This window comes from Yersinia similis (genome assembly GCF_001053095.1).
GTDB lineage: Bacteria > Pseudomonadota > Gammaproteobacteria > Enterobacterales > Enterobacteriaceae > Yersinia > Yersinia similis.
The window spans coordinates 1-24608 of the sequence record NZ_CGBP01000001.1 but is presented as its reverse complement, the minus strand read 5'-3'; the positions used below and the strand labels follow the sequence as shown (position 1 = coordinate 24608).

The window sequence follows — 24608 nt, the reverse complement described above, 5'->3', positions numbered from 1 at the left end:
ACTATGTCGTTAATTAGCATGTCCGGAGCCTGGCTGTCGTTCAGCGATGCACCTTTATTAGATAACACTGAATTACATATCGAGGCGAACGAACGTGTTTGTCTGGTGGGCCGTAACGGTGCGGGCAAATCCACCTTGCTTAAAATTCTGAGTAAAGAAGTTCCATTAGATGATGGCCGAATCATTTATGAACAGGATCTGATTGTGGCACGTCTGCAACAAGATCCACCGCGTAATGTGGCCGGTACCGTGTTTGATTTTGTGGCTGAAGGGGTGCAGGAACAGGCTGAACATCTAAAAGCCTACCATGCAACGCTACATCAGGTAGAACTGGATCCGAGTGAAAAAAATCTCAATCGCTTGGCGGCATTACAAGAAATTTTGGACCACCAAGGGTTGTGGCAACTGGATAGCCGTATTCAAGAAGTGCTGGTTCAACTAGGGCTATCCGCAGATGCTGAACTTTCTTCACTGTCGGGCGGTTGGTTGCGTAAAGCGGCACTTGGCCGTGCATTGGTAAGCTCACCAAAAGTGTTGCTGCTGGATGAGCCAACCAACCACTTGGATATCGAAACCATCAACTGGCTGGAAGGTTTCCTGAAAGAGTTCCAAGGCAGTATTGTATTTATCTCCCATGACCGTTCCTTTATTCGTGCAATGGCGACCCGTATTGTAGATTTGGACCGCGGTAAATTGGTTTCATGGCCCGGTAATTATGAGCTGTATCTCGCCAGCAAAGAAGAAGCCTTGCGGGTTGAAGAGCTGCAAAACGCTGAGTTTGACCGCAAGCTGGCCCAGGAAGAAGTCTGGATACGTCAGGGCATCAAAGCGCGCCGTACCCGTAACGAAGGCCGTGTTCGTGCGCTGAAAGCGTTACGGATGGAACGTTCGCAACGCCGTGAGGTTATGGGTACCGCCAAGATGCAAGTGGAAGAGACCGTACGTTCTGGCAAAATTGTCTTCGATCTGGAAAATGTTAATTATCAGATTGATGGCAAAGTGCTGGTGAACGATTTCACAGCTCAAGTACAGCGTGGTGACAAAATTGCGTTGGTGGGGCCAAATGGCTGCGGTAAAACGACCTTGCTGAAACTGATGCTCGGTCAGCTTAACGCGGACAGTGGTAAAGTGCATTGCGGGACCAAGCTGGAAGTCGCCTATTTTGACCAGCATCGTGCGGAGCTGGATCCCGAGCGCACGGTCATGGATAACCTGGCGGAAGGTAAGCAGGAAGTGATGGTGAATGGCCGTTCACGCCATGTACTGGGCTATCTGCAAGATTTCCTGTTCCACCCTAAGCGCGCGATGACACCGGTGAAAGCTCTGTCTGGTGGTGAGCGTAACCGTCTGTTATTAGCCAAATTATTCCTTAAGCCAAGTAACTTGTTGATCCTCGATGAACCGACCAATGACTTGGATGTTGAGACGCTAGAATTGCTGGAAGAGATGGTCGATAGCTATCAAGGCACCGTGCTGTTAGTTAGCCATGATCGCCAATTCGTTGATAACTCAGTGACTGAATGTTGGATTTTTGAAGGCAATGGTCAAATCAATAGCTTCGTTGGCGGTTATTATGATGCGCATCAACAACGGGCAGAGGCAAAGCCGATTCGTCAGGTTGCACCGAAGATTGAAGAAACCAAAGCGTCTACTTCGGTTAAAAGCCATGCACCTGCGGCTAAAAAACCCGGCAAGCTGAGCTATAACTTACAACGTGAGTTGGATCAGTTGCCGCAACAGCTAGAAAAACTGGAAAATGATATCAGTAAGTTACAGGCTGAAGTCAGTGATGCTAATTTCTTCTCTCGTCCACACGAAGAGACTCAACAGGTTTTGAAAACCCTGGCAGATACTGAGCAGGCGTTAGAGGTGGCATTCAGTCGTTGGGAAGAGCTGGAAGCTCAGAAAAACGGTTAAAAATGCGTTACACCGTTCTGCCAGGTGACGTAATGTTGTGCTTTGTGATGATATTGTGTTTATTGTTACATTGAGTCTCTTGATAGAACGGTGTTCAGCTATAAAGGCCTGCCGTAAGGAAATAGATATTGTGTGCTGTTATTGAGCCTGTTAATGGTGGGCAATCAGGGAATATTCTCCTGTGCCGGCAGTGTGATATGTCAGTGGCCTTACCCCCCTTGCCTTATGGCACTAAAGCGGTATGCCCCCGTTGTAAAACGACACTGACTGCGCGGTGGGAAGAGCCTCGCAAGCGGCCAATAGGCTATGCGCTTAGCGCTCTGTTTATGCTGTTGTTGGCTAATATGTTCCCCTTCGTCGATATGCGTGTGGCGGGGATCACCAGCGAAATAAGTTTGATCCAAATCCCTCGAGTGATGCTGTCTGATAATTACGTCAGTATGGCAACGCTGTTTATGGTGTTGGTTCAGCTAATCCCCGCATTTTGTATGGTAGCGATTATTCTGCTTTGCCTGCGGGTGCGTATGCCAACCCGTTGGAAAATCGCCATGGCGAAAGCACTGTTCCAGTTTAAAACCTGGTGCATGGTTGAGATCTTCCTCGCCGGCGTATTAGTGAGTTTTGTCAAACTGATGGCTTATGGTGAGATCGGTATTGGCAGCAGTTTTATCCCATACTGTTTATTCTGTTTGTTACAAGTGCGCGCTTTTCAGTGCATTGATCGTCATTGGATGTGGCAAGACATCGCCCCTGCGCCAGCAGTGCCTTACCGATTGATCCCAGGCCGTACTGGCTTGCGTCAAGGTTTGCGCTCATGCTCATGCTGTACAGCAATTTTGCCGCAAGACCAAGTCGAGTGCCCACGTTGTTATACCCACGGTTATGCTCGCCGCCGTAATAGCTTGCAGTGGACTATGGCGTTATTAGTCACGTCGATCCTGTTATATATTCCGGCAAATATGATGCCGATAATGATAACTGAAAGTTTGGGTAACCAAATGAACTCCACCATTATGGCTGGGGTGATTTTTCTCTGGAGTGAGGGTTCCTACCCCGTGGCGTTGGTGATTTTTATTGCCAGTATCATGGTGCCATCGTTAAAAATGTTGGCGATTGCTTGGCTCTGTTGGGATGCCAAAGGCAAGGGCAACACTGATGCTGAACGTATGCATTTTATTTATGAAATCGTAGAATTTGTTGGCCGCTGGTCAATGGTCGATGTCTTTGTTATTGCGGTGCTTTCATCATTAGTCCGTATTGGGCAGCTGATGAGTATCTACCCGGCGATTGGGGCACTACTGTTTGCGATGGTTGTGATCCTGACAATGTTTTCTGCATTAACGTTTGATCCTCGTTTAACCTGGGATCGAATCAATGAAACAACCCAGAAGGAGCCGCAAGGTGACGGACAATAATCCCAGCCAGAGTGTGGCAGAAATTGAAAAAATCAAGCGATGGTCACCGGTGTGGATCATCCCGATCGTCACTGCGCTGATTGGCGCATGGATACTGTTTTATCATTTCAGTAACCAAGGGCCACAGGTTGTTTTGACCACCCTAAATGCTGAAGGTATTGAGGCGGGAAAAACAAAAATAAAGAGCCGTAGCGTGGATGTTGGTGTGGTTGAAAAGGTCACGTTGAGTGAAGATCTTAACCATGTGATCATACAGGCCCGGTTAAATTCTGGCATGAATACCCTGTTGCACGGCGATACCGCTTTCTGGGTGGTAAAACCGCAGATTGGCCGTGAAGGGATATCTGGCTTAGGGACTCTACTCTCCGGTGCGTATATTGAGCTGCAACCGGGCAGTAACGGTAAGGCACTAAATGAATTCCGTTTATTGGATTCCCCACCGCTTGCCTCACCAGATGCGAAAGGTTTACGGGTTATGCTGGATAGTGATCAAGCGGGGCAGTTGAATGCCGGTGATCCGGTACTGTTCCGTGGTTATCGCGTAGGCTCCGTAGAAACCAGTACTTTTGATCCTCAATCCCGTCTGATGCGTTACCAGCTATTTATTGGCGCGCCTTATGACAGCTTGGTGACCAGCAACGTCCGTTTCTGGAAAGACAGTGGTGTCGCTGTGGATCTGTCTTCACAAGGTATGCGTGTGGAGATGGCATCGTTGGCGACATTATTCAGTGGTGGAGTCAGTTTTGATGTACCAGATGGTTTAGAGCAGGGTAAGCCCGTCACTCAGGATAAAGCGGAGTTTAAGCTGTTTGATAACCGCAGTAGCATTCAGAACTCTTTGTACATTGAACATGAAAACTTCTTACTGTTCTTCTCTGATTCTGTACGTGGGCTACAGTCTGGTGCACCGGTAGAATTCCGTGGTATTCGTGTTGGTACGGTTGCAGATGTACCCTTCTTCGCAGAGGGGATGAAGCAGCAAGTCGATAATGACTTCCGCATTCCAGTATTAATTCGCATTGAACCGGGCCGTTTCCGTGATGATTTAGGTCCAGATACCAATTTTGAACAGGTACTGAAAACCGCCAAAGAGCGTGGCTTACGTGCATCATTGAAGTCTGGCAACTTACTGACTGGTGCACTGTTTGTCGATCTGGATTTTTATCCCGATGCGAAACCGTGGAAAGGGCCGCAAGAAGTTGCTGGTTATCCTTTATTGCCGACAACCAGTGGTGGCTTGGCTCAAATCCAACAGAAAGTCATGCAAACACTGGATAAGATTAATAATCTGCCACTGAATCCAATGGTTAATGAAGTCACGAAGACGTTGGCTGAAAGCCAGAAGACAATGCGTGAAACCCAGAAAATTTTGGCTTCACTTAATGCAATCACGTCCAGCCAGTCGATGCAGGATCTACCAAAAGATCTGCAAAAAACGCTGAATGAACTGAATCGTAGTATGAAAGGCTTCCAACCTGGCTCACCGGCCTACAATAAAATGGTGGGTGACATGCAGCGGTTAGATCAGGTCTTGCGTGAATTACAACCGGTATTGCGGACACTGAATGAGAAGAGCAATGCGCTGGTATTTGAAGCGGCAGGAAGTCAGGATCCTCAGCCTAAGAAGGCCAAAAAATGATGAAATGGATGGCAGTTATCGTCGCGCTGTTACTCAGTGCTTGCAGCAGCGAAACCAGTAAAACGTACTATCAGTTACCGGCACTTAATGCGCCTGCTACGGGCAGTAGCAGCGTAGCATCACGGCAGTTATGGGTTGAACATGTCAGTGTGGCTGATTACCTTGCGGCGGTTGGTGTGGTGTATCAAACCAACGATGTACAGTATGTTATTGCCAACAATAATCTCTGGGCTAGCCCGCTAGACCAGCAGTTACAGCAAACGTTGGTGACCAACCTGAGTTATTCGCTACCGGGTTGGCTAGTCTCTGCGCAACCGTTGGATAGCGATCAGGATGTTCTAAATATCACGGTAACCGGGTTTCATGGACGTTATGATGGGCGTGCAGTAATACGCGGTGTATGGATCCTAAAACATCAGGGGCAGTTAATTAAGCAGCCTTTCAATCTGGAACTTAAACAGAGTGAAGATGGCTATGATGCGCTGGTCCGTACATTGGCAGAAGGCTGGCAACAGGAAGCCAAAACTATCGCCGCTCAATTGCAACAGATTAAGTAATATATTTTTCTAAATCAGTCTACCCTCTTTCTCTGATAATAATGACATTGTCAGAAAAAGGGGGGTTTCTATTTAATATCAACGCATTACCTTCATATACATCAAATCAACTACTTAGCTAATTCTGTGGATGTAGCTCACAAATGTGACATTGGCGTGAATTTTGCGCATTGCTTTTCTGTTTTTTAAGGTCTATCACTTAACTGTGGCTGCACATAAAGTAGTCACTGTTTTCTTTCCACCAAACCAAAAAAGTGAGGGAAACGAGGCATGAAGAGACAGAAAAGAGATCGCCTGGAAAGGGCGTTGTCACGTGGGTATCAAGCAGGTATTTCAGGGCGCTCAAGGGAAATTTGTCCCTATCAATCTTTAGACGCTCGGTCTCATTGGTTAGGAGGGTGGCGACAGGCTATGGCGGACAGGGCTGTGACCGCTTAAGCGGCTCTCTGTCATTATCAAGGGTAACCTCCGCATTAGGCGGAGGTTTTCATTTATTTGCGTTAGTCCACCCAGCGTTTCAGTAAGATACTTGCGTTCACTCCACCAAAGCCAAAGCCATTGGAAAGGGCATACGTCATTTCATGAGGTTGTGCTTTACCTGCAATAATGTTGAGTCCCTTGGCCGCAGGGTCTGGATTTTCTAGATTCAACGTTGCGGGCACGATTTGATCACGCAATGCCAGCACGGTGAGAATGGTTTCCAGCCCACCAGCAGCGCCCAACAGGTGCCCTGTGGCGGATTTTGTTGAGGTAATCGCTAACGTATTACTCTCGCCAAACAAATGTTTAATGGCATTAATTTCACCGAGATCACCTACCGGTGTTGAGGTCGCGTGGGCATTCAGATGCTGAACTTGCTCGGGCGTAATACCGGCCTGACGCAAAGCGATTTTCATGGCGCGATAGGCCCCGTCGCCATCCTCAGCGCCAGAGGTCATATGGTAAGCATCGGCACTGGTACCATAGCCGACTATTTCCGCTAATGGCTTCGCGCCTCTGGCTAATGCATGCTCCAGCTCCTCAATAATCAGTAAGCCAGCACCTTCTCCCATCACGAAACCGTCACGGGCATTGTCGAAGGGACGGGAGGCTTTTTCTGGTGTGCTATTGAAGTTGGTTGATAATGCTCGAGCGGCAGCAAAACCGGCCAGACTCACGGTATCAATCACGGCTTCTGCGCCACCGCACAGGGCAACATCGGCTTCATTGTTACGGATCATCCGCACGGCGTCACCAATTGCCTGAACACCGGCAGCACATGCAGTGACTGGCGCGCCAATCGGGCCTTTGAAATGATGTTTGATAGAAACATGGCCAGCGGCCAGATTCACTAAGAATGAAGGTACAGTAAACGGTGATAGGCGTTTTGGCCCACGGCTGTCGGAAGTACGCACCGCATGGGCAATGGCCGGAAAGCCACCAATACCCGCTCCTATGATTGTCGCGGTACGCTCTTGTTTCTCGGTGTTATCCGCATGCCAGCCCGCTTGGCTAATTGCCTCATCTGCTGCCGCCATCGCAAACTCAATAAAGCGATCCATTTTCTTTTGATCTTTTGGGGTAACCGCTTTATCCGGATCGAAACCAGCTTTAGCGTCTTCTGCTAACGTAGGCACTTGCCCACCAATTTTAGCGGGCAAGTCACCTACAATTTCATCCGATAGAACACGGATACCTGATTGCCCTGCCAATAGCCGCTGCCAGACCGTTTCGATACCACAGCCTAATGGGGAAACGACACCCATACCTGTAATTACTACATGGCGTGTACTCATTCTTTTTCCTTTTAAACTCGATTGAACAGGAGACTGCCCCGAAGGCTGTTCTCCATAAGACGGTTACTTAATATTTACTGACCGTTTTCATGCATGAACGTCAGCCGTTCACTCATTATATCTCTCTTGACCGGGCCTGCTAAGAGTCAGTCTCAAGTACCAAGAAGGGGTATCGAATTGCATAAGGGGTTCCAAACTAAGTTATGTATACTCTGTGGCATAAATACTTATGGATGAGCGATTAAATGGATTCTCTATTGGTAGTGCTGACAGACGCGGTGGTCAGCATATTTAACTTCTTGTTTTCTATAGCACGTATCATTACCCGTGTTATCTATTCACTCACTAGCGGCCCTTACTGGAAGCGTGTATTAATCACCACGAGTGTATTTAGCGTTATCGTGGGAGTAATAACATTCTTTGTCATGATATGAGGCGGACGCCTGGTAGCGGGAAGTGATCGTGGCCTAAGAAACGTTAATAACCTAAGAAATGGCAGTAGGTTAAGAAGTGTTAATTGTCTCAATCAACCGGGCCTGGCGGTGAGGTTATTTCCTGAATTTCATGTGGTATATTACGTAAAAATAAAAAGGCGACATGAATATTCATCATCGCCTTTTTTTACAGTGTGTTGACGAAATTTACTTAGAAAGCGTTGGTGTCTTTAAACAGACCTACTTTCAAATCAGTGGCAGTGTAAATCACTTTACCATCAACCAAGACTTCGCCATCCGCAACGCCCATAATTAATTTACGCATAATCACGCGTTTAAAATTAATACGGTATGTCACTTTCTTCGCTTCTGGCAGCACCTGACCGGTGAATTTAACTTCACCGACACCCAGTGCACGGCCTTTGCCTTCGCCACCGAGCCAGCCGAGATAGAAACCAACCAACTGCCACATGGCATCAAGGCCCAGGCAGCCCGGCATGACGGGATCACCGATAAAATGACAACCGAAGAACCATAGATCTGGATTGATATCCAGTTCCGCTTCCACATAACCTTTATTATGGCTGCCACCGTCTTCTGTCATTTTGACAATACGGTCCATCATTAACATATTGCCTGCGGGTAATGGTGGCCCACCAGCGCCAAACAACTCGCCACGGCCGGATGCTTCAAGGTCTTCTTTTGTATAGGATTCGCGTTTATCTACCATGTTCTCAGTAAGCCTTATTTTAGTGAAGTGCGCAGAATAGCGTACAGCTGTACGCTGAGCAAGTCTGATTAGCCCTGGTTGAACCAGTTTAGCCAGCGTAATGGCCATGGCCAGCGGCGTCTATCCTGTGGGTTTATCTGTGCGATACGTTCCTGAATAGCGCCTAACAGGCTGGGTTGCTGCTCATCGTCATAAGTGACCCCAGTCAATAATGGTAGCGCTTCAGCCACGGTATCGACAGCCCACAGGTGGAATTGACCTTTCTGTACCGCTTCAACCACTGCCTGATTCAGGCACAAGTGACGAACATTCGTGGTAGGTAAAATCACCCCCTGATTGCCCGTCAGACCACGGCGTTGGCAAGTCTCGAAGAAACCTTCAATCTTTTCGTTCACGCCACCAATAGGTTGTACATTACCAAATTGGTCAACGGAGCCTGTAACCGCAAGTTGCTGATTGATAGGCTGCTGTGAAAGGGCACTGACTAGCGCACAAAGCTCTGCTAGTGATGCACTATCGCCATCAACCTCACCATAGGATTGCTCAAACACGATGGATGCGGAGAATGGCAGCGGCTGATCAAGTTCTAATTCAGACATCAAGAATGCCTGCATAATCATCATGCCTTTAGCATGAATATTACCGCCCAATTCCGCTTTACGTTCAACGTCAACAAATTCGCCATCGCCCAAATGAACCACACAACTGATCCGTGCGGGTTCTCCAAACGCGTGCGGGTGACCGGGATATTCCAGCACGGATAAGGCATTAATTTGACCAACGACTTGCCCTTCAGTCTCAACCAGAATTTGCCCCAGCTCGATCTCATCTTGCATCCGCTCGGCAAGATAATTTTGTCGCCAATCTCGGGCATTCAGCGCCGCTTCTAGCGCGTTGGCTGAGATTGTGTCATTTTCCGCATAAAGCGCCGCTTCTGCTAGCTGCTGGGTAAGCCATTGCGGGCAGAGCGGCAGACTGCCTTGGTCACCACTGTAACGGACGGCTTGGCGGAACAGGACCGGCCAGGCATCGGCAGATAAGGCCGGTAGCTGCTTTTGCTGCAATAGGGTGTTGATGTAACCGCACCATAGAGCCATGCCTTCGATATCTACCAGGGGGAGTTCTGCCTCGAACTCACCATAAATCGCCAGATCACCCAGCTCGGGTTCCATATCATGAAAATCGGCAAGCCCTAAACGGTCACCAACCAGTATCAAACGCAGGTCGAGTGGCATGGAAGGAATATGTACTGGCAACGGGCGGGTTTCATCGGTAGAGAGCCAATCAAAGCGTTGTTGAACTATCATTTGCTTCAAACGCAGCCACATCAATGGCTGAGCTTGCAAGGCCCGTACCGACAAGATCAATACACCACCATTTACCTGATGAACCAAACCCGGTTGCAGCGTAATTTGATCTTTATACACCCTGACACAGCCAAACAACTGTTCCGGTTCGACCCATTCTTGATAGAGACAGGTTGATTGCGCTGCAAACCGTTCGTTACCGTGCTGTGCTGCTTGCCAGGTGACTTGGTGGCCATGGACCAGATAATCTCCACCAAGCAGGTTGGAGGCCTCCGGTTGTAGCTCTTTAACCGCTTGTGCGATCAATGCCAGATAGTCGGTACTTTCCTGTGCTTTGATTAGCATAAACCGCGGTTGAGATTGTGGATGACAGAACAGCGTCATCCCATTCTCTAACCGGGGCTGATAGGCTGCGAAAGCAACAGGCTCCAATTGGGAGGCAGTAGCAAATAACGCTTCATATGGCGTTGTGTTCGGCAGCAGTGACTGCCATTCGAGTCGGTTATTGGTCAAAGTGATAGATGCAATCGTCAAAAAGGGAAAGGGCGATTATACAAGAATAAAGCAGGCTGCATATACGTAGAGTGGCTCTTGGTGGTAAGGAGTCCGATATGTTGTGTATTCCGTACAAAAAACAAGCTAATAATGCGTGTTTAGCAGGGTGAAATTCTGTGTAAAGCTGTTATGCTTGACTTAAGTTACACGGTCACTGAAGAGCTCACGATGAAATATCAACAGCTGGAAAATCTTGAGAGTGGTTGGAAATGGGCGTATTTGGTCAAAAAACACCGTGAAGGTGAAGCCATTACCCGCCATATTGAAAACAGTGCCGCTCAAGATGCAGTAGAGCAACTGATGAAACTGGAAAATGAACCAGTGAAAGTACAAGAGTGGATTGACGTGCATATGAATGTCAATCTGGCGACCAGAATGAAACAGACTATTCGTGCCCGCCGTAAGCGCCACTTTAATGCCGAGCACCAGCATACGCGTAAGAAGTCGATCGACCTGGAGTTTTTGGTTTGGCAGCGATTGGCGGTATTAGCCAGGCGGCGTGGTAATACGCTTTCAGATACTGTGGTTCAGTTGATTGAAGATGCTGAGCGGAAAGAGAAATATGCCAGCCAGATGTCTTCTTTGAAGCAGGACTTGAAAGATATTTTAGATAAAGAAGTTTAAGTGTTATCTGGTGAAACCAAGATAAGCGATTCAGTAAGCTTTTGGCTAACTCACAGGATAAAAAAAACCCCGCATAGCGGGGTTTTTCACGAAAGAAGGTAACTTAAGCCTGTGGCTGAGTCACAACTTCTTTGTAGCCTTTCACTTCGATCTCAACACGACGATCTGGTGCCAGGCACTCAATCAGAGCAGCACGTGGTTTCACGTTGTCACAGGTGTTGCCTGTAACCGGGTTTGCTTGACCTTCACCGCGAGCAGTGATTTTGTCAGCAGGGATACCTTTAGAAACCAGGTAATCACGCACGCTGTCAGCACGACGCTGAGACAGAGCTAAGTTAGGCGCTGGTTGACCGATACGGTCAGCAAAGCCCAGAACAACGACAGAACCGTCTTTAGGATCGATAGAGCTCAGTTGTGCGTACAGTTGGTCCAGAGCTTGCTGGCCTTCTGGCTTCAGGTTTGCTTTGTTGAAACCAAACAGCACATCAGATTTTAATGTGAAACGCTTAGTGTCAACAATTGGCGCTGGAGCAGGTGTTGGAGCAACGATTGGCGCTGCTGCATCTTCCTGACCAAAGCGGTAAGAAACACCAACACTCAGGAGGCCGTTGTCTGGACGAGCACCAACGGTTTCACGGTCACCGATGTTGTTAACCCACTGGTATTCCATACGGGTTGCCCAGTTTTTGGTCCATGCGTATTCAGCACCCAGAGCTACCAATGGAGAAACACCGGTATCATGGCCGCTAGCACGGTCAAGACCACCATCGAAGGAGCCTTTAGCATCTGCACGCCATACTAAACCACCCAGACGGGTATATACGTCAAGGTCTTGTGCTACTGGGTAGCTCAGTTTAGCTGCTAACTGAACGCCTTGAGCCTTGAAAGCGCCATTATTGATGTCGCCTTTGTAAGGCATACGGCCAAGCCAGTCGTATCCCATCTCAAAGCCCAGGTACTGATTTGCTTGGTAACCGAAGAACGCACCGGCACCCAGCTGATCTTTATGAGTTGGACCATCGTTATTGATGATAGAACCAGTATCTTGATACTGAGACCAACCCAATTTACCACCTGTGTACCAGGTGTTATCTTTTGGTGCGGCTTGCGCTACTGTAGCGAAACCTACCAGTGCCACTGCTAATGCGATAGCTGTCTTTTTCATTTTACGCCTCGTTATCATCCAAATAGGCAATGAGCTTTCAAAGCTAAGCCCTTGGTTAAAATTCTTCGCCAAGGTTTTTACGCTCCCGTTAATTACGTTGCCTGTATGATTTGGCATTTTAGAGCAACCTTGGCGATGTAAAGTCTACAACGTGGCGAGAAAGTTACAAGTGTGATGTAGTAAACCGCCTTAAAAAAACGCATAACTCTATATGAATTTTAACGATTTAAAGGTGTAAATAGCATTTTATGAGGCATTATTTTATTCGGCAAGCCGCATTCTGACTCGCTTTATGCCACTTCTTCAGGGCTAAATTCTGAATATTGCAATTATTCATGGGATAAATCCTAAATTCACTTAATGATACAAATAAGAATGAATTTTTAACGTGGCGCACTGTCCTGAACCCACTTTTGTGTCATTCAATGGGCGCATAACAAACCCATAAGCATTTCCTAACTTCGCGGCTAAACGTAGTTTGATACGATCGTCTTCCGTCAATTCCGGTAACCAGCCGAGAACAACACTGTAATTACCGGTTAATAATGCTTTTTCCATCGCCTCAACGGTCGATAATGGATTGATCTGCCTGAGTTGCACAACTTTATTGATGGGCAGCCCTGATTGCTTTAACCACGAACGGCTTAATTTCTGTTGTGGGGTGAGCCATAAAAGCCAACGAGATTGTTTACTAACTTGCTGTAATAAAGGAAGTAATAATTGTGTTACTACGGGCTGATTTTCACTGTAAACAAATTCACTGATAAGGCCGCTATCGGTTGGGGCATCAACTCTTGCTGGAGAATCGTTGGTAGTAAGAGAATGATAATTAGCATGATAAGGTTTAAGTGATTGAGTACGCATTATGAACCCGCCTGTAGTGTGCTGTATGTATATACAGTAGTCACTGTTTAATCGAAGATCAACTAAATTTTATAAGACGCTTCGCATAATTGTGATGCAAATACATGTAAATCCATTTTATGTTTGGCTACGTAATCCATATTGCGTATTTTTGCAATTAGTTGTTCCTCTTACACTTATTGCTACAAGATAGGGACATTGGTTAGGATTTTTACTAAAGGAGTAGTCATGAAAATCATGTCAGAAAAAAGGATCGCTCAAGCACAAGTTCGTTTTGGTTTTCTGGGGCAGATAACAATTCGTTCCCAATTTGGGGGCTATGGCCTATTGGTTAACAGCATCATGTTCGCTGTTGTTTCGGAAGGTGAGCTTTATTTGCGAGCTAACGATAATGTTGAGGATTTATTCCGTGCCAGCGGAATGGCTAACCTTGTGTATGCGAAACGTGGGTTACCTGTCTTACTACGTTATTATCGAGTTGATGCTTCATTATGGGTTGATGCTTCATTATGGAATGATGGACTCAGATTACATCATTTTGTCCGGCAGGCTTATGAGGGCGCGAAAATCGATGTTCTAAGTAAGAAAGGCCCGGTGGTTCGTCTGAAGGATTTGCCTAATCTTAGTGCCAGCCTTGAACGGCTATTATGGAAGGTGGGTATAAAGAATGCGACTGAATTACGCCTTGAAGGCGCTAAATGTTGCTACTTGAAATTACGGGCGCTAAGGCGCTCTCTTGGGATCAATATATTGCTGGCTTTGGCGGGGGCTATCAGTGGCTATCATTATGCTGCTTTGCCTTTAATGATGCGCAGTGAGCTTATCGAATGGTTTGAAAAACACATCCATCCAGCAAAGACGCCATCATATGAAACGGCATAATGGTATGGGTCAGTATAATCGTATGAAACCGTATAACGGGCCACGGTGGGTGGCCCTTGGGGACCTTATGCTGGCTGACTAATACGTTTATTTAATTCGCTGAGTTCCGGTAGCAGTTCAAGCAGCAAACCGATTTGTTGTAAGACTAATAGGTCTCTGCTTTCTGGTTCTGGATGACAGTGCTGTAGCCGGTTGGATAACTCAGCCAACGCACTTGCCATTCTGGCGTTGTCTGGTTGTTCTTTTGCCAGGGTGCCCTCAATATAGCAAATAGCATCATTGAGCAAATTTAGCGTGGTGCTATTGGTCAATTTTTCACGATGGGCACCCAGAGCAGAAATATAGCTCAACATGGTGTGATTCAGGCAAAGTAAGCGGAATGCCGCTTCCTGAGTTTCTTTATCGTTTTTGGGTTCCGCTGACATATTTGAAATAACTGACGCTAATTCAGCGTCGCAATTATGTGCATCACGGCGGGCAACCCGATAAAGCAAGCTATTGTCCTTACCTTGATGATATTGCGCCAAAATAGCATCCAGATAGCGGCAATTAGCATTAAATGTTTTATTAACCACCGTAGGCAGTTGACGGAATTTCCAGTCAGGCCAGATAAAACTGACGGCTACCCAAGCAATGGCACAACCCAACAAGGTATCAAACACCCGTGGTGCGGCCACCTCAAACCCTTCACCCAAAAGGTTAAAGCACAATAAGACTAGTAGGGTGATAAACATCGTCGCGTGAGCATATTGGACATTACGGAACGCAAAAAACAGAACACCACTGATCACAATCAGGGTGAGTTGCCCTTCAATAGAAGGAACGAAATAAAGTATAGGCAAACCGACAAGGATACCGGCTAAGGTGCCGATAATTCGTAACGCAAGGCGGCGGCGGGTTGCACTATAGTTTGGCTGGCAGACAAAAAGGCTGGTCAGCAAGATCCAATAACCATGGCGTAACCCAGTTAATTGAATGAATGCGTAGCCCACACACAAGACAATAGACATGCGTATTGCATGGCGAAATAGTGCTGATTGCGGTGTCAGATGGCGGCTGATTCGTAGTTTTATATCACTCCAGCCAGTGATGCGGTCATCTGACAAACGGTTCTCAGGTGTTGGGTCTTGTGCTAAGGCTTGCTCTGACTCTATCCCAGCCAGTTGTGCATCAATGGCCCGCAAATTTTTTAGCAAGTAGGAAAGTGCCTTAACTTGCTGAGTATTTTCGTGATGAGCCAGTTCTCTGGCCAGTGCGGCATCTAAGAACGTAAATGCCCGTTCGAAATGTGGGTCATGTTGGTATTTTTGATGCATCAGAATGGACTGGGAAAGTTGGGTACAGGCTTTGGCTTGCATACTCAGTAAACGCTGAAATCTGAATAGCACATCACTGTAACGGAATTTTTCTCGCAGAACCTGATATTGAAAATGGGATGAACTGGCTCGCTCATGGATATCTTGCGCAACAAAATAATAGTGAAGTGTCCGGCGAGTGCCTCGTTGACCACGGTCACCTTTTAGTCGGGTCACGAGTGAGGCTTTGGCCTGATTCAAGGTGGCTACTAATGTACTGTTGACCATCGCCACGTCGATTAAGGGCTGGTTAATATCAGATTCAATATCAGGATCAAACAAATTGGCCTTTGCTTCCAAATAATGAGCCAACTGTTGATAACAACGGGCTAAATTATCCTGTAAGGGACGGATCGGGAAAATAAGATGGCCGAACAACGTGAGTACGTTATACCAAACGGCACCTGATATCAGTAAGAGTGGTTGCTGGTACCAGGTAGGGTACATAGAGGCACCTAGCATAGTGTAAATAGCGATGAGCAACGCGCCGAAAGCAATAGTGGCATAGCGCTGCCCTAATGCACCTAGCAGCGTGAAGCCACAGGTTGATAAGGTCAGACCGAGAGCAAAAAACCATGGGTAAGGAAATAGCAACTCAATTGAAGATGATGCTACAAAGAAACAAATTAGCGTAATTAATAAGTTACGTAACCGCCCGGTTAGGCGGTCATCAAGGTCTGTCAGTGCTGCGGCAACGACCCCTAATGTTAATGGGATAGTCAGTTTTGGTTGCTCAATCCACCATGGGACTGCCGTTACTCCCGCCAAAGCGATAAAAATACGGGCATGATAAAGCAGGCTACTGTTGTATGCATAACGGCGTAAATCAGTGACGAAAGTGAACACAAAAACCTCTAAAACAGAAAAATTCAGTGTTACCGATGCTGGCGTTGAGCATTAGCCACTCTGGCTTGCTGCGCCACTTCTACCGAAACAACTCGACGGCCAACTGGCCATAAGGCGATGGCAGCAATTTTAAAATTGGTGATGCCTACCGGAATACCAATTATGGTCATACACTGCACAATCCCCGCAGCTATATGAGATAAACATAACCACCAGCCAAATAATATAAACCAAACAATATTCAGTAAAGCCCCTCCTGCGGTGAACAGCGCATTACTTTTTTCTGGATATAATTCATTGACGTGGATCGCTTCGTTACCATAAGGAAGGAGTGATAATTTGGTAATTTCCCAGCAAGAGCGGGTTAATGGTAAGGTAAAGATCAAGATGACACTGACCAACGTTGCTAATAGCCAGCCTAGCGTCGTGAAAAAACCACCTAAAACAAAGTTAAGAACATTCAATACAGTACGCATAATAATGAGTTTTCCTCGGTGAGTGAAAAAACCGCAATGTGGCTGAGTGATAGCATATGCTAACCATTCACACTCTCAATACAGGTTAGTTTCTGTTGCCAACTATCGGATACCTGTTGTTTAAACTCAATTATTTTATTTACACTCCATCATGTTACTTCAATTCACTTGATATGGGTTATGGCGCGCAGATATGGAACTTAAAGCGACATCTTTTGGCAAACATCTGTCTCAGCACCCCTATAACCGGGTCCGCTTGCTGAATGCAGGCATCGAAGTATGCGGTGATAAACATCAATACCTAATCCCTTTTAACCAACTGGTTAGTATTCAGTGTAAACGAGGTATCGTTTGGGGCGAGCTTGAATTTGAGTTGCCGCAGCAGAAAGTTGTACGGTTGCACGGTACTGAATGGCAGGAAACACAACATTTCTATCATTACTTGCTGAGGGTATGGCAGCAATGGAGTGAAGAGATGAGCCAGGTTTGTGCCGAGGTGCTGCATAAACAAGTGGAGTCAATTAAGCGAATTGAACAGCAGGATAAATGGTTTAAACGCAGTGAATTAGGCCAGATACAAGTCATGATCCGCGAGGCATTCGGTGCCTTGCCAATGCCAGTAGAACGCTTAGTGGCGTTTGAATCCTGTCGAGCAGATTATGAATTTTGCCTGCGTTGGTTACAGCAAGGTCGTTACAGTGTTGAACGATGTAATCAGCAATGGACAGCCCGTATGTTGGAGGAGTATCAAGATTTTTTCCAAAATGTAGAAACCTCGCCCCTTAATGCGTCACAAAGCCGTGCGGTGGTTAACGGTGAAGACTCAGTTTTGGTGTTAGCAGGCGCCGGTAGCGGTAAAACATCGGTGCTGGTGGCGCGTGCTGGCTGGTTGCTACGTCGTAATGAGGCACTGCCTGAGCAGATTTTATTGCTGGCATTTGGTCGCCAGGCGGCCGATGAGATGAATAGCCGTATTAAGCAACGCCTGGGCGTGGATGATATTCAAGCTAAAACTTTTCATGCTCTGGCATTGCATATTATCCAGCAAGGTAGCCGCAAAACACCGGTTATCAGCAAGCTTGAGTCTGACAGCCAGGCCAGAAGGGCGTTGCTAATTAAACATTGGCAACAACAGTGTAGTGAGAAGAAAGCACAGGCCAAAGGGTGGCGAGAGTGGTTAACTGATGAGTTGGCGTGGGACGTTGCTGACGGCGATTTCTGGCAGGACAAACGGTTGGCTGCGAGGCTGGCAAGTCGTCTTGAACGCTGGGTAGGTTTGATGCGTATGCACGGTGGCAGTCAGGCTGAAATGATTGAGCAAGCGAATGATGAGGTGCGTGATCTGTTTCAGAAGCGTATCCGTTTAATGGCACCGTTACTAAAAGCATGGAAAACGGCATTGAAAGATGAGGGGGCCGTCGATTTTTCTGGGTTGATTCATCAGGCGGTTAACTTGCTGGAGAAAGGGCGCTTTGTCAGCCCATGGAAGCATGTTTTGGTTGATGAGTTCCAGGATATCTCACCACAAAGGGCGATGTTACTCGCGGCACTGCGTAAACAGAATAAGCAAACTTGCCTGTTTGCGGTTGGCGATGATTGGCAGGCTATTTACCGCTTCAGTGGTGCTGAGCTTTCGCTGACAACGGCTTTTAGTGAGCATTTTGGTGAAGGGGCTGAATGTGCACTGGATACGACTTACCGCTTTAACGATCGGATTGGTGATATTGCGAACCGGTTTATTCAGCAAAACCCTTATCAACTGAAGAAACCACTTAACAGCTTGAGTAAGGGTAATAAAAAATCGGTGATGATCTTACCCGATACGCAGTTGGATACCTTATTGGATAAATTAAGCGGCTTTGTTAAGGAAGGCGAACGTATCCTGATATTGGCGCGTTACCATCATTTACGCCCCGAAGTTTTGCAAAAAGCCACGACGCGGTGGCCAAAGTTGACTGTCGATTTTATGACCATTCATGCCAGCAAGGGGCAGCAGGCTGATTATGTCATTATCGTTGGCTTACATGAGGGCAATGATGGGTTCCCAGCCGCAGCGCGGGAATCTGTACTGGAAGATGTGTTGCTGCCTCCTCCCGAAGATTTCCCTGATGCGGAAGAGCGGCGTTTGCTTTATGTCGCGATAACGCGTGCTAAGCATCAAGTGTGGTTACTACAAGACACGGCACGGCCGTCTGTTTTTGTTTCTCAACTCAGTGAATTAGGTGCCCTGGTGCAACGCAAGCCCTAGTCAACATAATAAATGCGATGTCTCAATACTAAACCCGGTGGTTGAGCCACCGGGTGAGTTGCCTATTTCAGGCGCTGTTGCATGTAATGGTCATAATCAGGGATGGCGATGGTGACTTCGTTACTAAACAAGGCAGAGCCAATTAAGAAATCTGCAGTAGAGCGGTTAGTCGCTACCGGAATATTCCATACTGTTGCCAGGCGCAGCAGGGCTTTCACATCTGGGTCATGTGGAACTGCATTGAGCGGATCCCAGAAGAAAATCAGGATATCTATCTTCTTCTCAGATATCAGCGCACCCACTTCCTGATCACCGCCCATCGGGCCACTGAGTAAACAGTGCACATCAATACCTGTCGCATTCTGCACTAAATTACCTGTGGTCCCTGTGGCATAGAGCTCGTGCTGTGCCAGTAGATCTCTGTTTTCCATCACCCATGCGAGCAGTGATTTCTTACAGTGATCATGGGAAACAAGGGCAATGTGTTTGCGAGCCGCAATAGTGCGGGTAGTAAGTTCCATCAAGATATCCTTCAGTAATAGCCAATAGGTTTACTGACAGATTACTGAAATGGTGATTTTGTGCATAGTAGCAGCACAAAGAAATGCGAGAAAGTAGGCATAACCTGATGATTAAACACGGCTCTGGGGGAAATGGTGCCGATGACAGAGGTTAACACGCTAATAGGTGGCACATTTTTTAGTGGATAGGTTGTTTTTTTGCCCATATAAGGAAACGTTTTTGGGTTTCCGGATTTGCTTGCAAGAACCAATATTGCAGCATTTGTTCGGTGACGTTTTCACCTTGCAAACTGGCCGTTTTATGTGGGGTATTGACGCCAGCAACCGGAATCGTCGTACCGGGCACTGCACTCACCGGTGAGGGCGGGATTGCCGCGAACGCGGGGACGGATGCGTTGTATTTCCCAACATTATATGCCGCCATTACTGTTTCAAGAGTCGTACTATTCTTTAGAAGGTCTTGGTGTAAAACATCGTGGCGTACAGATAACGGGTGCCCATTATCACCAATAAGTTGATATAAAGGATTTTTGGAGAATTGATGTCCATCTCGCAGGGTGTTAATTGCCGGTAATTTTATGGCAACTGACCGAGTATTATGAGCATTAAATACCACGATTAATGGCGGCGAAGAATAAAGAGCTAAGGGGTCTGTAGGTAGCGGCTTTATCACTTTAAACAGAATCTGATGCATACCACTGTTTAATTCCAAACTATCGGCACCTTTCAATAAGGAGCCAGACATATTTTTGCCATCGACGACGAGTAGCTCAATTTCTGGCGTGAGTTTTAATGTCATCGCGACAGACGAAAAACTAAAGCAGACGGCTAACATCCCTGCAACCAGACCAAGTTTCATGTGTTACTCCTTAAGGTGATACCCGCTTACATTGTCAGGTAAGCCAGATCATGTGTCAAAGTCTTTCCAATCCATTGTATTTGTTTACTACTCGGATCATTCTGGATGGGGGTGTTGTTTTATCTTAATGAATTTTAAGAATAAAAACAATTTGGTGGTAATAATATCTACAACTATTCAATCAAATCAATTAGATGGTATTTTTATCGATTCTTTTTACATGATGTACACTTAGGAAACTCGCTAATATTAGTTAATCCATCGAAAGTGAAGGGTTTGGAATATTCTTTTAGCGAATCAGAGGAACTGAATAATGCATGATAAATATATCGCTGACATACTCAAAAAGGTAAAAACCATAGCATTAGTTGGAGCGAGTGATGCCCCATCACGGGCCAGCTATCGTGTTATGGTGTATCTGCTACAGCAGGGGTATCAGGTCACACCAGTCAATCCTAAACTGGCAGGAGAATTGCTGCTTGGTCAGTTGGTTTATGCTGAATTAGCCGATATCCCACATGCTATTGATATGGTAGATGTGTTTCGTAATTCTGATGCTGCATATGGCATTGCACAGGATGCCATTGCTATTGGTGCTAAGGTGCTGTGGCTACAACTAGGTGTTATTAATGAACAAGCTGCCATATTGGCTGCCGATGCAGGGTTGCAGGTAGTGATGGATCGCTGCCCTAAGATTGAGCTTCCCCGCTTGGGATTAGAAAAAGGGTGACGTCCAATGTACCGACTCTGGGCTTTCTAAAAAACACCCTGTCAGCGCGTTGCTCACAGGGTGGCGAGTTATGTCATTAACCAGGCAATCAACACCGGTTTGATATTCACTAACATGGCTCAGTTACGTAGGTGCGGAGCCTGCAACTGGTGGCGGATCGAGGCCGCAAGTTCATCTAATGAAGGTTGCTCTGGGTGTGCATCCACATCTTCATAAGTCAGTTGCGCTTCAGCCAGATAGGTATGTACCGGCTGCCCATCGTCATCTTCTATTACCACATGATACCAAGGTGATGAACGTAAGATCTTGTTGTTTGCAACCTCATCAGGTTCAGGAGGTGCAAGAGAATATTCAGGATCGATATCAATCACCACTCCCAAATACCCGTGCAGGCTGTGGCGAACCTGCTGGCCTATACCGAATTTGCTGGCGATCATGATAACCTCCCGAGAACTTTTCGCTGTCTTATATATGAGGGTGTCGCAGGATATTTCAAGTTACATTACCCGACACGCGAATCCTTTTAGATATAATCCTTCTGGATAAGCCGCAATAACCGGGTGATCTGCAGCTTGGCGGAACTGCTCTATAAACTGTATGTCATGGCCTGCATCTAACGCGGCATCGGCCAAAATTTTCTGGAATAAGTCGACTGGCATCAAACCTGAACAAGAGAAACTGAGCAAGATACCACCAGGGCGCAATAATTGAATCGCCAACATATTGATATCCTTATAGCCACGGCATGCACTGGCTAATTGGCTTTTATTCTCAACAAATTTAGGTGGATCCATAATGATCATGTCGAATTTTTCCCCTTGAGCGCGATAGCTACGCAACAATTGGAATACATCGTCACGGACAAACTCCGTTTTGCTCAGGTCCAACTGGTTAAGCTCAATGTTTTGTTTCGCAATATCTAACACGGATTGTGATGTATCAACACTAATGACCTGTTGGCAATTGCCCATCAACGCAGCGACAGCAAAAGCTCCCGTATATGAGAAGCAGTTCAGAACACGGCGGCCATTGGCATAATTACGGGCCGCTAAGCGGCTATCGCGTTGATCTAAATAGAAACCAGTTTTATGACCTTGCTGGATATCAACGAAGAGTTGCATGCCATTTTCGCTAATCGGCAGCAGGGCTGGTGGCATTTCGCCACAGACAAGGCCTTGAGTCAGTGGCAAACCTTCTTTTTTACGGACAGAAACATCGGAACGATCATAAATCGAACATTCTGGATAGCAATGTTGTAACGCACTGACCAACGTTTCACGTTGATATTCGGCACCGGCAGAAAGTAACTGTAGCACCAGGAAATTCTGGAAACGGTCAATAGTAATGCCCGGAAGGCCATCAGATTCACCGGCAATCAGGCGGTAGCCATCAAGGCCATCACGCTGTGCCAGCCAATCTCGCCAATTCTGGGCTTGTTGTAGGCGGCGAATAAAGAATGCGCAGTCTATAACCTCATCTTGTTTGAACGTCCAGACTCGTGCCAAAATTTGTGATTCAGGCGAGTAGGCGGCACGGGCCAACCATTTTCCCTGACTATCAAGGATATCTATGGTTTCACCGGGAAGTGCATCACCTTCAAGGCGTTGAACCGCCCCAGAGAAAATCCATGGGTGGCGACGAAGTAAGGATTTTTCACGTCCTTTAGCAAGAAATAAGCGCATTATAATATCCCTTTAAAATCAAAAGGTTAAAATTGATAAGTCATTATCAATCAAAATAAGGTCACAATCATATAGTAATATCATCCCACTCACTACCACGGCTATCTTGATACTTAGCGGTCATCTGTGCTGATTTGTGGCCTAATAAATGTTGGGCGAACTCGCCACCTTTGGCGTCAGTATACAGTCTTGCGGATAAACTTCTTATCTCATGAAAAGATGGCGGTGTTCCTTTCCATTGAAGTCCAGACTTCAGGCGCGCATTCATAAACCCCTCTGTCATAGTCCTCTCAGCTACAAATCCCCCTCTATTTGTTGAAAGTACAAAATCTGTATTACCAAACAGCGATTTGCATTTATCGATCACTGATCGCAAATCGATACCGTTGATGCTTATTGATAAAGGTATTGATAATTTTGCTTGTGTCTTCCTCTGTATTATCCATAATTTATCATCGTGAATATCTTCCCATTTCAGTTTGCATATATCACCAAGTCGCTGCCCGGTTATAAGTGCTAAGTCCATACTTAGCCCAGCCCACGGAGGTAGCTCATTGGCTGAATATCTGATTATTTTATAGTTTTCTAATGTCAGTCTGGATCGCATGACTTCAACCTTTGGGGTTCTTGTTGCTTCGACCGGGTTAGCATTAATATGACCTTCGGAGATTGCCTCTCGAAATAGGTCAAGCAATGCACCCCGCATTAATTTTGCACTGGCAGACTTGCCTTGATTTACTTGAGTGTTAATAAATCCAGCAATATCTTTTGTTGTTATGCTGGCTAAACTGGAATTATTGAATGATGTTCTAAAAATACCTATCCAGCTTTTATAATTTACAAGTGTGCTTTTCTTTAATCCCCTGGTATTAACAATTTCATAATAGCGATCTAGCCATTCATGAAATGTCATTGTGTTTTCAGCGTTTATTCGATCAACTAGTTTTATTATGTCCGGGTATATTAATTGCATATTTGCTTCTACGGCTTGATTGATAGCCTCGCGTTTATCAATGCCAACCCCGTACTCCTTACCCGTCCTTGGGTCTCGGTAGCAGTAATAGCCGTTATTTCTTACGTATAAGTTTGGCGGTAGCCCGCGATTGGCGTGATTGCGTGGTCGGCCCATTAACTCTCTCCATGAGGCTTACTATGTTTATTTTCTGGGAGTTGCGGGGATCATGCTTTACGGCCGCAGAATCTATCAGGTACTCATATCCGTCAAACTCCGGTGCAGGGTAAAGCATGCCAGCGCGCGCCCAGCGCCTCACTGTTTCCATGCATCGTTTTCGTGGCTGTTGCTCATTCCATTCTTTGAGACTGATTTTCAATGAGTTGGGTTGAGCCTTATGGAGGGCGGCTATTTTTTTTTGCGTCGTGTTGTTTCTCATGGTCTTGCCTCTGTATTATTCGTGCGATTGCTCTGTCGGTCTCAGAACATGCCCTCGTGAATTTTCCGGCGACACTCTGCAAAATGGCAAAATCCGGTAAACGTCATTGTTGGCTTGTGATTAGCTATTCCGATTTCAATGTTGAGTAATTCAAGGTTTTGGGCTTGATCGATTTCGTCACACATAGTGAGTCTCCAGATAATGAAATCCGTTTACTGAGAGTCCATTTTTAGGCAATAAAAAACCCCGCATTTAGCGAGGCTCATTGATATAGTGACGCGTTTATTTGAATTTATTCCGGAATTGGCGAGACTCCAGAGCTATCAATCAAGCGAAAAACTTCATCGCTATTAGTGCTTCGACTGGTGCCAATGGCATATTTTCTACCATTGAAAGTTACCGTATCAACTTCAAATGTTTTTATTGGTCCGCCATGATGACCAGAGTCAGACCTTGATACTATAGGTTCAATAATCCGTATATTATTTTTTGGATACTCATCTCTGTGTATCTGCCCGTCCATTCCGTAACCAATCAACATATAATCCACTTCCATTATATTCTCCTTATTTACGTTCAGGAGGATTATAGCGCATCTAATTTCGCATCACATTTATACATTTCATCACGCAACGC

General features: G+C 46.3%; 24 protein-coding genes. 10 read left to right on the top strand and 14 right to left on the bottom strand.

Annotation, left to right across the window (positions count from 1 at the left end):
- Positions 1-3 precede the first annotated feature (3 nt).
- From AC971_RS00110 to rmf, 5 genes are all read left to right on the top strand, one after another.
- Positions 4-1917, top strand: a complete 1914-nt coding sequence (locus AC971_RS00110; protein ID WP_025383338.1) for an ABC transporter ATP-binding protein — start codon at positions 4-6, stop codon at positions 1915-1917.
- A 128-nt stretch (positions 1918-2045) separates the two neighbouring features.
- Positions 2046-3332 (top strand): membrane integrity-associated transporter subunit PqiA, encoded by a 1287-nt coding sequence (gene pqiA / locus AC971_RS00105; RefSeq protein WP_025383339.1) that lies wholly within the window; start codon positions 2046-2048, stop codon positions 3330-3332.
- Complete coding sequence (gene pqiB / locus AC971_RS00100; protein ID WP_025383340.1) at positions 3319-4971, top strand: intermembrane transport protein PqiB; 1653 nt, start codon at positions 3319-3321, stop codon at positions 4969-4971. The genes pqiA and pqiB overlap by 14 nt, the downstream gene beginning before the upstream one ends.
- Complete coding sequence (gene pqiC / locus AC971_RS00095; RefSeq protein ID WP_025383341.1) at positions 4968-5528, top strand: membrane integrity-associated transporter subunit PqiC; 561 nt, start codon at positions 4968-4970, stop codon at positions 5526-5528. The genes pqiB and pqiC overlap by 4 nt, the downstream gene beginning before the upstream one ends.
- Before the next feature lie 270 nt (positions 5529-5798).
- A complete protein-coding gene (gene rmf / locus AC971_RS21580; protein ID WP_038402188.1) occupies positions 5799-5966 on the top strand; it encodes a ribosome modulation factor in 168 nt (55 codons plus the stop codon).
- 62 nt (positions 5967-6028) lie between these two features.
- Here rmf and fabF read toward each other — a convergent pair whose 3' ends face one another.
- Positions 6029-7303, bottom strand: a complete 1275-nt coding sequence (fabF, locus tag AC971_RS00090; RefSeq protein ID WP_025383342.1) for a beta-ketoacyl-ACP synthase II — start codon at positions 7301-7303, stop codon at positions 6029-6031.
- Positions 7304-7548: 245 nt separating this feature from the next.
- Between fabF and AC971_RS21575 the strand changes: the two genes are divergently transcribed.
- Positions 7549-7737, top strand: a complete 189-nt coding sequence (locus AC971_RS21575; RefSeq protein WP_038402189.1) for a hypothetical protein — start codon at positions 7549-7551, stop codon at positions 7735-7737.
- A gap of 211 nt (positions 7738-7948) precedes the next feature.
- Here the strand turns inward: AC971_RS21575 and fabA are convergent, their stop codons facing one another.
- Both fabA and AC971_RS00080 read right to left on the bottom strand, forming a co-directional pair.
- A complete protein-coding gene (gene fabA / locus AC971_RS00085) occupies positions 7949-8467 on the bottom strand; it encodes a bifunctional 3-hydroxydecanoyl-ACP dehydratase/trans-2-decenoyl-ACP isomerase (RefSeq protein WP_025383343.1) in 519 nt (172 codons plus the stop codon).
- 68 nt (positions 8468-8535) lie between these two features.
- Positions 8536-10287 carry an AAA family ATPase gene (locus AC971_RS00080; protein WP_038402625.1) on the bottom strand — a complete coding sequence of 584 codons (1752 nt, stop codon included), beginning with the start codon at positions 10285-10287 and terminating at the stop codon, positions 8536-8538.
- Between the two features lie 210 nt (positions 10288-10497).
- On the opposite strand from AC971_RS00080, the gene matP reads away from it, so the two are divergent.
- Positions 10498-10953, top strand: a complete 456-nt coding sequence (gene matP, locus AC971_RS00075; RefSeq protein ID WP_025383345.1) for a macrodomain Ter protein MatP — start codon at positions 10498-10500, stop codon at positions 10951-10953.
- Positions 10954-11056: 103 nt separating this feature from the next.
- On the opposite strand, the gene ompA is transcribed toward matP, so the two are convergent.
- On the bottom strand, positions 11057-12118 hold the full coding sequence (ompA, locus tag AC971_RS00070; protein ID WP_002213066.1) for a porin OmpA: 1062 nt from the start codon (positions 12116-12118) through the stop codon (positions 11057-11059).
- A gap of 357 nt (positions 12119-12475) precedes the next feature.
- Positions 12476-12982 carry an SOS-induced cell division inhibitor SulA gene (gene sulA, locus AC971_RS00065; RefSeq protein WP_025383346.1) on the bottom strand — a complete coding sequence of 169 codons (507 nt, stop codon included), beginning with the start codon at positions 12980-12982 and terminating at the stop codon, positions 12476-12478.
- Between the two features lie 228 nt (positions 12983-13210).
- On the opposite strand from sulA, the gene AC971_RS00060 reads away from it, so the two are divergent.
- Entirely contained in the window at positions 13211-13864 is a 654-nt protein-coding gene (locus AC971_RS00060) for a TfoX/Sxy family DNA transformation protein (protein WP_025383347.1), read from the top strand.
- Between the two features lie 65 nt (positions 13865-13929).
- Here the strand turns inward: AC971_RS00060 and yccS are convergent, their stop codons facing one another.
- Entirely contained in the window at positions 13930-16065 is a 2136-nt protein-coding gene (yccS, locus tag AC971_RS00055) for a YccS family putative transporter (protein WP_025383348.1), read from the bottom strand.
- 29 nt (positions 16066-16094) lie between these two features.
- Complete coding sequence (locus AC971_RS00050; RefSeq protein ID WP_025383349.1) at positions 16095-16541, bottom strand: YccF domain-containing protein; 447 nt, start codon at positions 16539-16541, stop codon at positions 16095-16097.
- Positions 16542-16734: 193 nt separating this feature from the next.
- Between AC971_RS00050 and helD the strand changes: the two genes are divergently transcribed.
- Complete coding sequence (helD, locus tag AC971_RS00045; protein WP_025383350.1) at positions 16735-18789, top strand: DNA helicase IV; 2055 nt, start codon at positions 16735-16737, stop codon at positions 18787-18789.
- Positions 18790-18851: 62 nt separating this feature from the next.
- Here the strand turns inward: helD and AC971_RS00040 are convergent, their stop codons facing one another.
- Together AC971_RS00040 and AC971_RS00035 are read right to left on the bottom strand one after the other, a co-directional pair.
- Entirely contained in the window at positions 18852-19310 is a 459-nt protein-coding gene (locus AC971_RS00040) for a methylglyoxal synthase (protein WP_025383351.1), read from the bottom strand.
- Positions 19311-19488: 178 nt separating this feature from the next.
- A complete protein-coding gene (locus AC971_RS00035; RefSeq protein ID WP_025383352.1) occupies positions 19489-20169 on the bottom strand; it encodes a DUF2057 family protein in 681 nt (226 codons plus the stop codon).
- Between the two features lie 313 nt (positions 20170-20482).
- Here AC971_RS00035 and AC971_RS00030 point away from each other — a divergent pair, with 313 nt between their 5' ends.
- Positions 20483-20899: a CoA-binding protein gene (locus AC971_RS00030; protein WP_025383353.1), complete on the top strand. Its 417-nt coding sequence runs from the start codon at positions 20483-20485 to the stop codon at positions 20897-20899.
- A gap of 119 nt (positions 20900-21018) precedes the next feature.
- Here the strand turns inward: AC971_RS00030 and hspQ are convergent, their stop codons facing one another.
- The 5 genes from hspQ to AC971_RS00005 form a co-directional block, all read right to left on the bottom strand.
- Positions 21019-21336: a heat shock protein HspQ gene (hspQ, locus tag AC971_RS00025; protein WP_025383354.1), complete on the bottom strand. Its 318-nt coding sequence runs from the start codon at positions 21334-21336 to the stop codon at positions 21019-21021.
- Positions 21337-21396: 60 nt separating this feature from the next.
- Positions 21397-22587: a 23S rRNA (cytosine(1962)-C(5))-methyltransferase RlmI gene (gene rlmI / locus AC971_RS00020; protein ID WP_025383355.1), complete on the bottom strand. Its 1191-nt coding sequence runs from the start codon at positions 22585-22587 to the stop codon at positions 21397-21399.
- A gap of 61 nt (positions 22588-22648) precedes the next feature.
- Positions 22649-23710: a tyrosine-type recombinase/integrase gene (locus AC971_RS00015; RefSeq protein ID WP_025383356.1), complete on the bottom strand. Its 1062-nt coding sequence runs from the start codon at positions 23708-23710 to the stop codon at positions 22649-22651.
- A complete protein-coding gene (locus tag AC971_RS00010) occupies positions 23649-23972 on the bottom strand; it encodes an excisionase (RefSeq protein ID WP_048677086.1) in 324 nt (107 codons plus the stop codon). The genes AC971_RS00015 and AC971_RS00010 overlap by 62 nt, the downstream gene beginning before the upstream one ends.
- Before the next feature lie 292 nt (positions 23973-24264).
- Entirely contained in the window at positions 24265-24528 is a 264-nt protein-coding gene (locus AC971_RS00005) for a hypothetical protein (RefSeq protein ID WP_025383358.1), read from the bottom strand.
- Between the last annotated feature and the right edge of the window lie 80 nt (positions 24529-24608).

What these genes read in the sequence shown, in the direction of transcription:
- AC971_RS00005 (WP_025383358.1), bottom strand. Translation starts at nt 24,528, where the DNA reads ATGGAAGTGGATTATATGTTGATTGGTTACGGAATGGACGGGCAGATA.
- hspQ (WP_025383354.1), bottom strand. Translation starts at nt 21,336, where the DNA reads ATGATCGCCAGCAAATTCGGTATAGGCCAGCAGGTTCGCCACAGCCTG.
- pqiC (WP_025383341.1), top strand. Translation starts at nt 4,968, where the DNA reads ATGATGAAATGGATGGCAGTTATCGTCGCGCTGTTACTCAGTGCTTGC.
- AC971_RS00030 (WP_025383353.1), top strand. Translation starts at nt 20,483, where the DNA reads ATGCATGATAAATATATCGCTGACATACTCAAAAAGGTAAAAACCATA.
- fabA (WP_025383343.1), bottom strand. Translation starts at nt 8,467, where the DNA reads ATGGTAGATAAACGCGAATCCTATACAAAAGAAGACCTTGAAGCATCC.
- ompA (WP_002213066.1), bottom strand. Translation starts at nt 12,118, where the DNA reads ATGAAAAAGACAGCTATCGCATTAGCAGTGGCACTGGTAGGTTTCGCT.
- matP (WP_025383345.1), top strand. Translation starts at nt 10,498, where the DNA reads ATGAAATATCAACAGCTGGAAAATCTTGAGAGTGGTTGGAAATGGGCG.
- AC971_RS00010 (WP_048677086.1), bottom strand. Translation starts at nt 23,972, where the DNA reads ATGAGAAACAACACGACGCAAAAAAAAATAGCCGCCCTCCATAAGGCT.
- AC971_RS00110 (WP_025383338.1), top strand. Translation starts at nt 4, where the DNA reads ATGTCGTTAATTAGCATGTCCGGAGCCTGGCTGTCGTTCAGCGATGCA.
- AC971_RS00035 (WP_025383352.1), bottom strand. Translation starts at nt 20,169, where the DNA reads ATGAAACTTGGTCTGGTTGCAGGGATGTTAGCCGTCTGCTTTAGTTTT.
- AC971_RS00040 (WP_025383351.1), bottom strand. Translation starts at nt 19,310, where the DNA reads ATGGAACTTACTACCCGCACTATTGCGGCTCGCAAACACATTGCCCTT.
- rmf (WP_038402188.1), top strand. Translation starts at nt 5,799, where the DNA reads ATGAAGAGACAGAAAAGAGATCGCCTGGAAAGGGCGTTGTCACGTGGG.
- AC971_RS21575 (WP_038402189.1), top strand. Translation starts at nt 7,549, where the DNA reads ATGGATTCTCTATTGGTAGTGCTGACAGACGCGGTGGTCAGCATATTT.
- AC971_RS00050 (WP_025383349.1), bottom strand. Translation starts at nt 16,541, where the DNA reads ATGCGTACTGTATTGAATGTTCTTAACTTTGTTTTAGGTGGTTTTTTC.
- sulA (WP_025383346.1), bottom strand. Translation starts at nt 12,982, where the DNA reads ATGCGTACTCAATCACTTAAACCTTATCATGCTAATTATCATTCTCTT.
- AC971_RS00060 (WP_025383347.1), top strand. Translation starts at nt 13,211, where the DNA reads ATGAAAATCATGTCAGAAAAAAGGATCGCTCAAGCACAAGTTCGTTTT.
- fabF (WP_025383342.1), bottom strand. Translation starts at nt 7,303, where the DNA reads ATGAGTACACGCCATGTAGTAATTACAGGTATGGGTGTCGTTTCCCCA.
- helD (WP_025383350.1), top strand. Translation starts at nt 16,735, where the DNA reads ATGGAACTTAAAGCGACATCTTTTGGCAAACATCTGTCTCAGCACCCC.
- AC971_RS00015 (WP_025383356.1), bottom strand. Translation starts at nt 23,710, where the DNA reads ATGGGCCGACCACGCAATCACGCCAATCGCGGGCTACCGCCAAACTTA.